Origin of the sequence: Streptomyces sp. NPDC089424 (assembly GCF_044749345.1) — a bacterium.
Taxonomy (GTDB): domain Bacteria; phylum Actinomycetota; class Actinomycetes; order Streptomycetales; family Streptomycetaceae; genus Streptomyces.
The window spans coordinates 534028-546829 of the sequence record NZ_JBIVHU010000003.1 but is presented as its reverse complement, the minus strand read 5'-3'; the positions used below and the strand labels follow the sequence as shown (position 1 = coordinate 546829).

Annotated in this window: 11 protein-coding genes; 6 read left to right on the top strand and 5 right to left on the bottom strand. The window is 70.4% G+C overall.

What is annotated here, in order from left to right:
* Positions 1-34: 34 nt before the first annotated feature.
* The 4 genes from ACIP2X_RS17480 to ACIP2X_RS17465 form a co-directional block, all read right to left on the bottom strand.
* A complete protein-coding gene (locus ACIP2X_RS17480) occupies positions 35-2311 on the bottom strand; it encodes a HelD family protein (protein ID WP_401673511.1) in 2277 nt (758 codons plus the stop codon).
* A 157-nt stretch (positions 2312-2468) separates the two neighbouring features.
* The gene (locus ACIP2X_RS17475; protein ID WP_401673509.1) at positions 2469-2801 is read right to left on the bottom strand and encodes a thioredoxin family protein; all 333 of its coding nucleotides are present in this window, start codon (positions 2799-2801) and stop codon (positions 2469-2471) included.
* Positions 2798-3223, bottom strand: coding sequence for a MerR family transcriptional regulator (locus ACIP2X_RS17470; protein WP_401673507.1), 426 nt, complete (start codon positions 3221-3223; stop codon positions 2798-2800). Before ACIP2X_RS17470 ends, ACIP2X_RS17475 begins: the two co-directional genes overlap by 4 nt.
* 167 nt (positions 3224-3390) lie before the next feature.
* Positions 3391-4794, bottom strand: a complete 1404-nt coding sequence (locus ACIP2X_RS17465; protein ID WP_401673505.1) for a cation:dicarboxylate symporter family transporter — start codon at positions 4792-4794, stop codon at positions 3391-3393.
* A 174-nt stretch (positions 4795-4968) separates the two neighbouring features.
* On the opposite strand from ACIP2X_RS17465, the gene ACIP2X_RS17460 reads away from it, so the two are divergent.
* The 6 genes from ACIP2X_RS17460 to ACIP2X_RS17435 all read left to right on the top strand — a co-directional run bounded on the left by ACIP2X_RS17460 (position 4969) and on the right by ACIP2X_RS17435 (position 11436).
* Positions 4969-6630: an ATP-binding protein gene (locus tag ACIP2X_RS17460; RefSeq protein WP_401673503.1), complete on the top strand. Its 1662-nt coding sequence runs from the start codon at positions 4969-4971 to the stop codon at positions 6628-6630.
* Complete coding sequence (locus ACIP2X_RS17455; protein WP_401673500.1) at positions 6627-7319, top strand: response regulator; 693 nt, start codon at positions 6627-6629, stop codon at positions 7317-7319. The genes ACIP2X_RS17460 and ACIP2X_RS17455 overlap by 4 nt, the downstream gene beginning before the upstream one ends.
* A gap of 112 nt (positions 7320-7431) precedes the next feature.
* Complete coding sequence (locus ACIP2X_RS17450; RefSeq protein ID WP_401673498.1) at positions 7432-8808, top strand: extracellular solute-binding protein; 1377 nt, start codon at positions 7432-7434, stop codon at positions 8806-8808.
* 10 nt (positions 8809-8818) lie between these two features.
* Positions 8819-9772 (top strand): carbohydrate ABC transporter permease, encoded by a 954-nt coding sequence (locus tag ACIP2X_RS17445; protein WP_401673495.1) that lies wholly within the window; start codon positions 8819-8821, stop codon positions 9770-9772.
* A gap of 6 nt (positions 9773-9778) precedes the next feature.
* On the top strand, positions 9779-10618 hold the full coding sequence (locus ACIP2X_RS17440) for a carbohydrate ABC transporter permease (protein ID WP_401673493.1): 840 nt from the start codon (positions 9779-9781) through the stop codon (positions 10616-10618).
* Between the two features lie 92 nt (positions 10619-10710).
* Positions 10711-11436 carry a helix-turn-helix domain-containing protein gene (locus ACIP2X_RS17435; RefSeq protein ID WP_401673490.1) on the top strand — a complete coding sequence of 242 codons (726 nt, stop codon included), beginning with the start codon at positions 10711-10713 and terminating at the stop codon, positions 11434-11436.
* A gap of 28 nt (positions 11437-11464) precedes the next feature.
* On the opposite strand, the gene ACIP2X_RS17430 is transcribed toward ACIP2X_RS17435, so the two are convergent.
* Positions 11465-12490 carry an ATP-dependent 6-phosphofructokinase gene (locus ACIP2X_RS17430; RefSeq protein WP_401673488.1) on the bottom strand — a complete coding sequence of 342 codons (1026 nt, stop codon included), beginning with the start codon at positions 12488-12490 and terminating at the stop codon, positions 11465-11467.
* Between the last annotated feature and the right edge of the window lie 312 nt (positions 12491-12802).

Sequence of the window (12802 nt, the reverse complement as noted above, 5' to 3'; positions counted from 1 at the left end):
CGGGTTGCGGGCGTCCGGGCGGGCCCCCGGGCGGTCAGGCCGCCGCCGGGGGCTCCTCGGCCAGGCCGTGCGGCAGGGGCCCCGTGTGCAGCACCCCCAGCCGCTGTGTCGCGCGGGTCAGGGCGACGTACAGATCGCTCGTCCCGTAGCGGCCCGGCTCGACCACCAGCACCGAGTCGAACTCCAGCCCCTTCGCCTGACGCGGGTCGAGCAGCACGACCGTCCGCGTCAGATCCGGCTCGTCGCCCGCCGTCACCCCGTCCAGGGCGGCGGCGAGCCGCCGGTGCAGCTCGCGCGGCGCGACGACGGCCAGCCGGCCCTCGGCCGGGGTGAGTTCGGCGACCGCCACGGCGACCGCCCCGGGCAGGTCGTCGGTCGTACGGATCCACGGACGTACGCCCGTGGACCGCACGGAGCTCGGCGGTTCGAAGTCCGGGTCCTGCGCCCGTACCACCGCCGCCGCGAGGTCCATGATCTCGGCGGGGGTGCGGTAGTTGACGCCGAGACGGGTGTGCTCCCAGCGGTCCCCCACGTAGGGCTGGAGGATTTTCGACCAGGACCCGACCCCCGCCGCCTCCGCGGTCTGTGCGGGATCGCCGACCAGCGTCATCGAACGGGTCGGACTGCGCCGCATCAGCAGCCGCCACGCCATCGGCGACAGCTCCTGCGCCTCGTCGACGATGATGTGCCCGAACGCCCAGGTCCGGTCGGCCGCGGCCCGCTCCGCGGCGCTGCGGTGGTCGTCCTCCTCCTGGCGCTCGGCGAACCGCTCGGCGTCGATGATGTCGTGCGCGGAGAGCACCTCCGAGCCGTCCGGGTCGCTGTCCTCCTTGTCCTCGAACTCGTAGGTCCGCGAGGCGTACGACACGTCCAGCACGCCCTGCGCGTACGACACCTGCCGCTCCCGCTCGCGTTCCGCCCGCGCCCGGGCCACGCGGTCGTCCTCGCCGAGCAGTTCGGCCGCCTCGTCGAGCAGCGGAACGTCCGCCACGGTCCACTTCCGCGTCACGGGCCGCCGGATCGCGGCGGCGTCGGCGTCCCCGACGTAGCCCTCGGGCGCGGCGAGGAAGTCGGCGACCAGCCGCTGCGGCGTGAGGACCGGCCACAACCGGTCGATGGCGGACCAGACTTCCGGGTTCTCGGCGATGTCGTCGCGGATCTGGGTGATGTCGGCGGCGTCGAGGAGGTTGGTGCCGTCGTAGGGGTCGGTGCCGACCCGCTCCGCGTACAGCTCGGTGAGCGTGTTGAGGATGTACCCCTCGAAGTGCTCGCGCGCGGCGTTGTGCGGCAGCTTGGCGGCGCGGGTCCGCTCCCGGGCGACGCCCACGAGACCGTCGTCGAGCATCAGGATCTCGCGGTCGTGCGCGATGGCGATCACCGGGTCGGGCAGCGCCTGCCGGTCCCGTACGACGTCGGCGAGCACGTCCGCCATCCGGGCGTCGCCCTTGACTGCGGCCGCCTCCGGGGTGTCGGCCGCCGTCGCCTTCACACCGGGGAAGAGTTCGCCGACCGTCGACAGGAGCACGCCCGTCTCACCCAGCGAGGGCAGCACCTCGCCGATGTAGCCGAGGAAGGCCGGGTTGGGGCCGACGATCAGGACGGCCCGCTTGGCGAGCAGTTCCCGGTGCTCGTACAGCAGGTAGGCCGCACGGTGCAGGGCCACCGCCGTCTTGCCGGTGCCGGGGCCGCCCTCCACCACCAGCACGCCCCGGTGCGGGGCGCGGATGATCTCGTCCTGCTCCGCCTGGATGGTCTGCACGATGTCGGCCATCCGGCCGGTGCGCGCGGAGTTCAGGGCGGCGAGCAGGACGGCGTCGCCGCTGGGGTCCTCGTGACCGGTCCGGGTCTCGTCTCCGACGTCGAGGAACTCGTCGTGCAGCGCGGTGACGCGGCGGCCGTCGCTGGAGATGTGCCGGCGGCGGCGAAGGCCCATCGTGGTGTGGCCGGTGGCCAGGTAGAAGGGGCGGGCGACCTCGGCCCGCCAGTCGATCAGAAGGGGCGTGCGCTCGATGTCGGCGGCCCGCAGCCCGATGCGGCCGATGTGGTGCGTGGCGCCGGAGGTCAGGTCGATCCGGCCGAAGCAGAGCGAGCCGTCCACCGCGTTCAGCGCGGCGAGCAGCCCGGACCGCTCGGCGACGAGGATGTCCCGCTCCAGCCGGGCCTGCATCGGCTTGTCACCCTGCGCGAGGGCGTCCGTGACAGAGGCCTCGGCGTCGCCGCGCAGCACGTCGACACGCCGGTACAGCCCGTCGATGAATTCCTGCTCGCCGCGCATTTCATCGTCCGGAAAGTCGACGTTTGACGAATCCATGTTTGACAATTCCGCTCCTGCCCGGATATACTCAGCTCAGTGAACTTCTTCGCGACCTCTTTTTCTCAAGTCGCGAATCATTGAATATACGCAGAGAAATCCCCCGGACGCAATTGCCCGGGGGATTTCTTTACGTCTTCTCAGGGGCCGGTCCCGTTCACAGCGCCGCCTCGATCTCCGCCAGGAGCCGCCGCTTGGGTCGGGCCCCCACCATGGACCCCACCGGCTCTCCGGCACGGAAGACCATGAAGGTCGGCATCGACAGCACCCGGTAGGCGTTGGTCGTCCCCGGATTGCGGTCCACGTCCAGCTGCACCACCTTCAGCCGCTCCCCCTCCTCCGCCGCCAGCGCGCTGAGCACCGGCGCCATCTGCCGGCACGGAGGGCACCAGTCGGCCGTGAACTCCACCAGCACCGGCAGCTCGGACCCGATCACCTCCGCCGCGAAGTCCTCGTCCGTCACCTCTGCCACACCCGCCGCCCTGCTCATGGCTGCCCTCCCAGTTCGCACCCCGGCTCCGGACCTCCCGGAGCCACCGCTTCGGCGGCCAGCTCGTCCCGCGCCCGCTCGGCCCGCGCCAGCTGCGCGCCCACCTGCGCCCGCACGGCCCGCAGATCGCCGATCAGGGCGTCGAGCTCGTCCAGCTTGCGCCGGTAGACCGCGAGCGAGGCGGGGCAGGAGTCGCCCTCGGGGTGACCGGCCCGCAGGCACTCCACGAAGGGCCGGGTCTCCTCCAGGCCGAAACCGAAGTCCTGCAACGTCCTGATCTGCCGCAGCAGTCTCAGGTCACGCTCGTCGTAGTCCCGGTGGCCGTTCGCGTTCCGCCGTGCGGGCAGCAGGCCCCGTGCCTCGTAGTACCGGAGCGTGCGCGGGGTGGTCCCGGCCCGTTCGGCCAGCTCGCCGATTCGCATGCCACGAACGTAAGCCCTGACGTCGGCGTCAGGGCAAAGGGTGGGCCCGGGCGACTGAGGGACGGGGGGAGCATCTCAGCCGCCCGGGCGGGGAGGGTGGTCTCTACCCGGGATGGAACGGGAAATCAGAGGCGAAGGCCGAGCGAAAGCGACAGGGGGAACGGGGCTCAGGCCTTGGCCAGTTCCTTTTCGCCCTCCTGGTCGCCACGCTGCTCCGGCATCCCGGCGTCGTCGGCCTCGCCGCCGCCGTGCCCGTCGTCCAGGAGCGTCCTCTCGTCGAACGGCAGCCGGCCCGCGAGCACCTCGTCCACCCGCTCCCTGTCGATCTCCTTGGTCCAGGTACCGATCAGCACGGTGGCGACGGCGTTGCCCGCGAAGTTGGTCAGGGCGCGGGCCTCGCTCATGAAGCGGTCGATGCCGACGATGAGGCCGATGCCGTCCACCAGGGCCGGCTTGTGGGACTGCAGTCCGCCCGCGAGGGTGGCCAGGCCCGCCCCCGTCACACCGGCCGCGCCCTTGGAGGCGACCAGCAGGAAGAGCAGCAGCGGGATCTGCTCGCCGATGCCCATCGGCGTCCCCATGGCGTCCGCGATGAACAGGGACGCCATGGTCATGTAGATCATGGTGCCGTCGAGGTTGAAGGAGTAGCCGGTCGGGACGGTGATGCCGACGACCGGCTTGCTGACGCCCAGGTGCTCCATCTTCGCGATGAGCCGCGGCAGCGCGGACTCGGAGGAGGAGGTGGAAAGGATCAGCAGGAACTCACGGCCCAGGTACTTGAAGAAGGTGAGGATGTTCAGGCCCGAGACCAGCCGCAGCAGCGCGCCGAGCACGAGGAAGACGAACAGGACGCAGGTGACGTAGAAGCCGAGCATCAGCACGGCCAGGCTCTTGAGCGCGTCGATGCCGGCGGACCCGGTGACGGCCGCGATGGCGCCGAAGGCACCGATCGGGGCGGCCCACATGATCATCGCGAGGATGCGGAAGACGAGCCGCTGGATGTGCTCGATGCCTCGCAGGATCGGCTGTCCGGCGGAGCCCATCGCCTGCAGCGCGAAGCCGGCGAGCAGCGCGATGAGCAGTGCCTGGAGGACCTCGCCCTCGGTGAAGGCGGAGACGATGGTGGTCGGGATGATGCCGAGCAGGAACTCGGTGGTGTCCTTGGCCTCCGCGTCGACCTGTGCGTGTCCGGTCTCGCGGACGGCGTCGGTGACGGCGAGACCGGTGCCCGGGTCGAGGATGTTGCCGACGACCAGGCCGATGGCGAGGGCCACCAGCGACATGACCAGGAAGTAGGCGAGCGCGATACCGCCGACCGCGCCCACCTTGGCGGCCTTGCGTACGGAACCGATGCCCAGCACGATCGTGCAGAAGATGATCGGCGAGATCATCATCTTGATCAGGTTCACGAAGCCCGTGCCGATGGGCTTCAGCTCCACGGCGAAGTCGGGAGCGGCCAGGCCCACGGCGATGCCGAGCGCGACCGCGACGATCACCGCGATGTAGAGATAGTGGGTGCGGTCCCGCTTGGCGCGGGGTGTGGCAGGTGCCGTGTCGGCTGCGCTGGTCACGACTGCCCTCCTTGACGACGTCATCGGCATCACCGGCGTGCGGCTCACGTCCGGGGGAATCGCCCGGGGCGCTGCCCGCGGACGAAGGAATGCCGTGACTATCTCCCGTGCTGTGAGGGCGGTCACCCTTCCGTTCATTTAGTTCACGCTTAACCGGCGAGGCACACTGACGGCATGCGCATCCCGGTCCCTAGAGCCCGCAGCCTGGCCGGCCAGCTGTTCGCCATGCAGGCCGTGCTGATCGCGGTGCTCGTCGCCGGCTACGCGCTGTTCACCTATGTGAGCGACCGCAACCAGGCCGAGGACGCGGCGGGCCGCCAGGCGATGGCGGTCGCCCGCGCGATCGCCGACTCCCCCTCGGTACGGGAGGCGATCCGCACCTCCGACCCGACGCGCCCGCTCCAGCCGTACGCCCTGCGCGTGATGCGCGACACGGACGTCGACTTCGTCACGATCATGGATCCGGAGGGCATCCGCTGGACCCACCCCGATCCGGAGCAGATCGGCGGCCGGTTCCTGGGGCACATCGACCCCGCCCTGCGCGGCGAGTCCTTCACCGAGACCTACACCGGCACGCTCGGCCCGTCCGTGCGCGCGGTCACACCGGTCCACGACGGCCCGCGCATCGTGGGCCTGGTCAGCGCCGGCATCCGGGTCGAGGCGATCAGCGAGCGGGTACGGGGCCAACTCACCGCCCTGATCGGCGCCGCGGGCGGCGCCCTCGTGCTGGGCGGTGTCGGCACGTACGTGGTCAACGCCCGCCTCCGCCGCCACACCCACGGCATGAACGCCACCGAGCTGAGCCGGATGCACGACTACCACCAGGCCGCCCTGCACGCCGTGCGCGAGGGGCTGCTGATGCTCGACGGCCAGTACCGGGTGGCGCTGATCAACGACGGCGGGCAGGAACTGCTCGGCATGTCCGGCGACGTGGTCGGCCGCTCGGTGGCCGACCTGGGCCTGCCGGCCCCGCTGACCGGCGCGCTGCTGTCCTCGGAGCCGCGGGTGGACGAGGTCCATCTGACGGCGGACCGGGTGCTGGTGCTGAACACGTCACCGGTCTCGGGCGGTGAGCGGCGCGGTACGGTCGTCACGCTGCGGGACGTGACCGAACTCCAGTCGCTGATGGGCGAACTGGACTCGGAGCGGGGGTTCACGCAGGCGCTCCGGTCGCAGGCGCACGAGGCGGCGAACCGCCTGCACACGGTGGTCTCCCTGATCGAACTGGGCCGGGCGGAGGAGGCCGTCGAGTTCGCGACGGCGGAGCTGGAACTGGCCCAGGCCCTGACCGACCAGGTCGTAGCGGCGGTGAGCGAGCCGGTGCTGGCGGCGCTGCTGCTCGGCAAGACCGCCCAGGCGAACGAGCGGGGTGTCGAGTTGGTGGTGTCGGAGGACAGCGGCCTCGACGACGGGCTGCTGCCGCCGTCGTTGCCCGCGCGGGACCTGGTGACCATCCTGGGCAACCTGATCGACAACGCGGTGGACGCCGCGCAGGGCAGCGTACGGGCGCGGGTGATCGTGACGGCGTACACGGCGGGCGGTGAACTCGTACTGCGGGTGGCGGACACCGGGGACGGGGTGGATCCCGAGCACGCCGAACGGGTCTTCCAGCGGGGCTTCTCGACCAAGCCGTCGGGCCCCGGCGGGCGCGGCCTCGGCCTCGCCCTGGTCCGGCAGACGGCGCACCGGCACCGCGGGACGCTGTCGGTCTCCGGGGCCGGTGAGGGAGGAGCGGAGTTCGAGGTGCGGTTGCCGCTGTCGCAGGAGGCCGTGACGGGCGGTCGGTCCGGTGCCGCCGCGGACCCGGCGGCCACGGGAGTGGGAGGCCACGCATGACGCACGAGGCACGGATCCGTGTGCTGGTGGTCGAGGACGATCCCGTCGCCGCGGACGCGCATGTGATGTACGTGGGGCGCGTCCCCGGGTTCGTCGCGGTCGGAAAGGTGCACACGGGCGCGGAGGCGCGGCGGGCGCTGGAGCGGACGCCGGTCGACCTGCTCCTGCTCGACCTGCACCTGCCGGACGTGCACGGCCTGCAACTGGCGCGGTCCCTGCGGGCGGCGGGGCATCACGCCGACGTGATAGCGGTGACCTCGGCCCGGGACCTGGCGGTGGTGCGGGAGGGGGTGTCGCTGGGAGTCGTCCAGTACGTCCTCAAACCGTTCACCTTCGCGACGCTCCGGGACCGTCTGGTCCGCTACGCGCAGTTCCGGGGAGCGGCGGGCGAGGCCAGCGGCCAGGACGAGGTCGACCGCGCCCTGGCGACCCTGCGGGCACCCGGCCCGGCGGCACTGCCCAAGGGCCTGAGCGGACCGACGCTGGAACGCGTGACCTCGGCGCTGCGGGAGGTGGAGGAGGGCCTGACCGCGGCCGGGTTGGCCGAGGCGGTCGGCATCTCCCGTATCACGGCCCGCCGTTACCTGGAACACCTGGTGGACGCCGGGAGGGCGGGCAGGAGCCCGCTGTACGGACAGGTGGGACGGCCGGAACTCGTCTACCGATGGGTGCCGGTGCACCGCGGGTGACGACAGTTTGTCAGGTCAATCCTCCGCAGACTCATTGACCTGACTAGACCATTCCTCATACGTTCACCGGGCAACAACCCCCAGGCCACAACGACGTAGGCCCCAGGAGGTCATGCTCGTGCGCCCCAACGCCTCGCTGCCCGCTCTCCTCGCCCTGACCCTCGCCGCCGCGGGCACCCTCACGGCCTGTGGCGGCGGAGCCGGCAGTGATCCGGACACCGTGAAGGTCTCCTTCAAACAGTCCACGGACAACTCCGTGAAGGTGATGGACACCTACCTCGCGGACATCAAGAAGCAGTTCGAGAAGGCCAACCCGGGCAAGAAGGTCGAGCTCGTCCCGATCAAGGCCCCGGACTCGGAGTACTACACCAAGCTCCAGCAGATGCTCCGCTCCCCCAAGACCGCCCCGGACCTGGTCTACGAGGACACCTTCCTCATCAACTCGGACATCACCAGCGGCTACCTCAAGCCGCTCGACCCGTACCTGGCCAAGTGGCAGGACTGGGACCAGTTCATCGACACGGCCAAGACCGCGGCCAAGGGCGAGGACGGCAAGACGTACGGCGTGCCGGACGGCACGGACACCCGGGGTCTCTGGTTCGACAAGGCGATCTTCGCCAAGGCCGGTCTGCCCGCCGACTGGCAGCCGAAGACCTGGGACGACGTCCTGGAGGCCGCCCGCACGATCAAGCGGAAGGTACCCGGCGTCACCCCGCTCAACGTCTACACCGGCAAGCCCGTCGGCGAGGCCGCCACCATGCAGGGCTTCCAGATGCTGCTCTACGGCACGAACGACGGCACCGCCGATCCGCTCTACGACGAGCAGTCCAAGAAGTGGATCGCCGGCGGCAAGGGCTTCAAGGACGCCCTCACCTTCGTCGAGACGGTCTACAAGGAGAAGCTCGGCCCGGACGTCGCCGACGCCCTCGACCCCAACATCGGCACCCGTGTCCGCGGCGAACTCCTGCCCGAGGGCAAGCTCGGCATCAACCTCGACGGCTCCTGGCTCCCGCAGGACTGGCTGGAGGGCAGCGGCCACGAGTGGCCCGAGTGGTCGGACAAGCTGGGTCTCGCCGCGATGCCCACCCAGAACGGCCAGGCACCCGGCAAGGTGAGCATGTCCGGCGGCTGGACCTGGGCGATCCCCGCCAAGGCGGGCAACCCGGACCTCGCCTTCGAGTTCATCAAGACGATGCAGACGAAGGCGAACGCCCAGAAGTGGTACATCGCCAACTCCGGCATCGCGGTCCGTGAGGACGTCGCCGCCGACCCGGCGTACGTCGAGGCCCAGCCCGGCATCAAGTTCTTCACCGACCTGGTCGCCAGCACCCACTACCGGCCCGCCTACCCGGCGTACCCGAAGGTCTCCACCGCGATCCAGGAGGCCATGGAGAGCGTCACGACGGGGGACATGTCGGTCGAGGAGGCGGCGAAGACGTACGACGAGGACCTGAAATCGGCGACGGACAACCAGGTGATCGAGAAGTGAGCCGCCGTTCATGACGACAGCCCCCGCCACGGGCTCCGGAACCGGTCCCGGCCTCGCCAAGAGGCCGGGACCGGCCGGCCCGGACCGCACGCCGACGCAGGGCCCCCGCTCCCTCCCCCTGCTGCGGGCCCTCCCCCTCGCCCCCGCAGTGGTCCTGCTGGTGCTCTTCCTGGCCGGCCCGATCGGTTACTGCGCCTACATCGCGTTCACCGACCTCCAACTGACCGGCCAGGCACAGGACTCGTTCGTAGGCCTGGAGAACTTCCGTACGGCGTTCGGGGACGAGGCGTTCCTGAACGCGGTGTGGCTGACCCTGGTCTTCACGGTCGTCTCGGCGCTGATCGGCCAGAACACCCTCGGACTGGGGCTCGCGGCACTGATGCAGCGCGCGTCGAAGCCCCTGCGCACCCTCACCGGCGGCATCGTCATCACGGCCTGGGTGCTGCCGGAGGTCGTCGCCGGCTTCCTGCTCTACGCCTTCTTCCGCCGCGAGGGCACCCTGAACGCCGTCCTGGACTGGCTCCACCTCCCCTCCCAGAACTGGCTGTTCACGCTTCCGATCCTGGCGGTGTCGTTCGCGAACGTGTGGCGGGGCACGGCGTTCTCGATGCTGGTCTACTCGGCGGCCCTCAACGAGATCCCCAAGGAGATCACGGAGGCCGCCGAGGTCGACGGCGCGGGTGGCTGGCGCCGCCTGTGGCACATCACCCTGCCGATGATCCGGCGGTCCATCGGCACCAACCTGATGCTGATCACCCTTCAGACCCTGTCCGTCTTCGGCCTGATCTGGGTGATGACGAGGGGCGGCCCGGGCGGCAAGAGCCAGACGCTCCCGCTGTTCATGTACGAGGAGGCGTTCCAGAAGAGCATGATCGGATACGGCACCGCGGTCGCCCTGCTGCTCCTCGTGGTGGGCTCCCTGTTCTCGGTGATCTATCTGCGCCTGCTGCGGACGGAGGTCTGAAGCGCCATGTCCCGAACCCCCTCCTCCCGCAGGACCGCGCACCGCGTGGCCGCGGACGCCGGCCTCCTGGTGGTGGCCGCCGCCTTCTCCCTCCCCCTGCTGTGGGTGGTCCTGTCCTCGCTGGACACCGGCGCCAACCTCCAGGTGAAGGTGCCGGACGGTGTGACGCTGGACAACTTCGACGCCGTCCTGACGCCGGACATCACCTTCACCCCGCTCCTGAACAGCCTGCTCCTGTGCGGCGGCGGCACCCTGCTGACCGTGGCCTGCGCGGCCCTCGCCGCCTACCCGCTGTCCCGCTTCCGCTCCCGCCTCAACCGCCCGTTCCTGCTGACGATCCTGTTCGCGACGAGCCTGCCGATCACGGCGATCATGGTTCCGGTGTACGCCCTGTTCGTGCAGGTGAACCTGATCGACACGATGCAGGGGACGATCTTCTTCTTCGCCGCCTCCCAACTCCCCTTCGCCATCTGGCTGATGAAGAACTTCATGGACGGCGTACCGAAGGAGCTGGAGGAGGCGGCCTGGACCGACGGGGCCTCGTCGTTCCAGTCCCTGCTGCGGATCGTGCTGCCGCTGATGGGTCCGGGCGTGGCGGTCGTGACGGTCTTCTCGTTCGTGATGATGTGGGGCAACTTCTTCGTCCCCTTCATGCTGCTGCTCACGCCGGACCAGATGCCGGCGGCGGTCAGCATCAACGACTTCTTCGGCAACCGCGGGACCGTCGTCTACGGCCAGCTGGCCGCCTTCTCGATCATCTACTCGACCCCGGTGATCCTGCTGTACGTGCTGGTGGCGCGGCGGATGGGCGGGGGGTTCGCACTGAGCGGCGCGGTCAAGGGGTGAGGGACTACGAGAGCACCGTATGTTCCTACAATCCGTGTTCCTGGCCGAACAGACCGTAGTCAGAACCCCGCCGCACCCCTAGCTTGTGCCCCGTGCGCCAACCCCCAGCCGGACCGAACCAGTCCACCCCGCCCACCCCGCCGTTCAACGCCCCCGCCGCCCGACGCCTGCGTGCCGCCCTCGGCATGGGGCCCGAGCACGTGGCCTACAGCATGCGCTCCTCGTACGGACTGCCGTACGTCACCCCGGACCTCGTCATCGCCTGGGAACGCGGGGTCACCCATCCCGACAGCCCCGAACTGACCGCCCTCGCGGGTGTGTTGTGGTGCTCCCCGGGCGAACTCATCGGACGGCCCCGCACCCTGCGCGAGCACCGCATCTCGCGCGCGCTCGCGCCGGAGGACGTCGCCCGCGGCGTGGGCCTCGAACTCGCCGCGTACCAGCGGATGGAGGAGAGCGGCACCTGGCGCGGCAACGAGCGGCAGTCCGCCGCCCTCGCCGACGTCCTCGATCTCGACCTGCCCGACTTCGTCGCCGTCACCGGCCGCGAGGCGGGGCTCGCCGACCTGCTGCGCAGTGCCGTGACCACCCGCTGGCAGGCCTATCTCCGACCGGTGGGCAGGGCGGTGCCGCTGGAGCGCGCCGTCCTGGAGGCCGTGCTCCAGGAGCTGCACAGCCAGTATCAGGGGCAGATGGTCGCCACCCTCAGCTGGGGCGGCGGCAGCCGGGAGACCGGCGACAACGGCCGCGAGTTCCTCGACCGGATCGTCGACCACTTCTGGAACGCCGTCGAGCGCGGCAAGCCGCCTCGGTACTGAGCCGGCCGCCGCCGTGTACCGAACCGGTCTAGAAGACCGACTCGGCCTCGTCCATCCGGTCCTTCGGCACCGTCTTCAGCTCGGTGACGGCCTCCGCGAGGGGCACCATCACGATGTCCGTCCCCCGCAGCGCGGTCATACGGCCGAACTGACCGCGGTGCGCCGCCTCCACCGCGTGCCAGCCGAAGCGCGTGGCGAGCACCCGGTCGTACGCCGTCGGGGTGCCGCCCCGCTGGACGTGGCCGAGGATGACCGGCTTGGCCTCCTTGCCGAGGCGGCGCTCCAGTTCGTACGCCAGTGCCGTGCCGATGCCCTGGAAGCGCTCGTGGCCGTACATGTCGATCTCGCCCTTGCCGTAGTCCATGCTGCCCTCGACCGGGTGGGCACCCTCGGCGACGCAGATGACGGCGAACTTCTTGCCGCGCGAGAACCGCTCCTCGACCATCTTGACCAGGTCGACGGGGTCGAAGGGGCGCTCCGGCAGGCAGATGCCGTGCGCGCCGGCGGCCATGCCGGACTCCAGCGCGATCCAGCCGGCGTGGCGGCCCATGACCTCGACGACCATGACCCGCTGGTGGGACTCGGCCGTGGTCTTCAGGCGGTCCATCGCCTCCGTGGCGACCCCGACCGCGGTGTCGAAGCCGAACGTCCGGTCCGTGGAGGAGATGTCGTTGTCGATGGTCTTCGGCACGCCGACCACCGGCAGACCCGCGTCGGAGAGCATGCGGGCCGCCGTCAGGGTGCCCTCGCCGCCGATCGGGATCAGGGCGTCGATGCCGAACTCGTGGATCATGTCGGACGCGTTCTCGCAGGCCTCGCGGAGCCGGTCGCGCTCCAGCCGGGAGGAGCCGAGGATCGTGCCGCCGCGGGCGAGGATGCCGCTGACCGAGTCGAGGTCGAGGCCTCGGTAGCGACCGTCCAGCAGACCCGCGTAGCCGTCCTCGAAACCGATCACCTCGTCGTCGTACTGCGCGACCGCTCGGTGCACGACCGACCGGATCACGGCGTTCAGGCCGGGGCAGTCGCCGCCTGCGGTGAGAACTCCGATGCGCATCGTGCTGTGTCTCCTGCTCGCTGTCGAGGCCGGTGAGCCACTGCCGATTGTTTCACGTCCCTCAGGCGCCCAGCACGACGACACCTTGACGGGCGCCTTATCCATGTCGAGGGGTATTGTCAAGAGGGTTCCGCTCGCCCCGGCGGGCGATTTTTACGGTCCCGGGGGGCCACGGCCTCGGATTCACCACCTGTCCGGCCGCATCACCCCCGATTCCGATGGAACCCGCTACGGACGGGACCGGCACGGGCGAGCCGGACGCGACAGAACCGACGCGCACGACCCCGAGCGCAGCCGAACCCCGAACGCAGA

Excerpts from the sequence above, each read along its gene's own strand:
- ACIP2X_RS17455 (WP_401673500.1), top strand. The coding sequence starts at position 6,627 with ATGACGCACGAGGCACGGATCCGTGTGCTGGTGGTCGAGGACGATCCC.
- ACIP2X_RS17470 (WP_401673507.1), bottom strand. The coding sequence starts at position 3,223 with ATGCGAATCGGCGAGCTGGCCGAACGGGCCGGGACCACCCCGCGCACG.
- ACIP2X_RS17480 (WP_401673511.1), bottom strand. The coding sequence starts at position 2,311 with ATGGATTCGTCAAACGTCGACTTTCCGGACGATGAAATGCGCGGCGAG.
- ACIP2X_RS17430 (WP_401673488.1), bottom strand. The coding sequence starts at position 12,490 with ATGCGCATCGGAGTTCTCACCGCAGGCGGCGACTGCCCCGGCCTGAAC.
- ACIP2X_RS17445 (WP_401673495.1), top strand. The coding sequence starts at position 8,819 with ATGACGACAGCCCCCGCCACGGGCTCCGGAACCGGTCCCGGCCTCGCC.
- ACIP2X_RS17440 (WP_401673493.1), top strand. The coding sequence starts at position 9,779 with ATGTCCCGAACCCCCTCCTCCCGCAGGACCGCGCACCGCGTGGCCGCG.
- ACIP2X_RS17460 (WP_401673503.1), top strand. The coding sequence starts at position 4,969 with ATGCGCATCCCGGTCCCTAGAGCCCGCAGCCTGGCCGGCCAGCTGTTC.
- ACIP2X_RS17475 (WP_401673509.1), bottom strand. The coding sequence starts at position 2,801 with ATGAGCAGGGCGGCGGGTGTGGCAGAGGTGACGGACGAGGACTTCGCG.
- ACIP2X_RS17450 (WP_401673498.1), top strand. The coding sequence starts at position 7,432 with ATGCTCGTGCGCCCCAACGCCTCGCTGCCCGCTCTCCTCGCCCTGACC.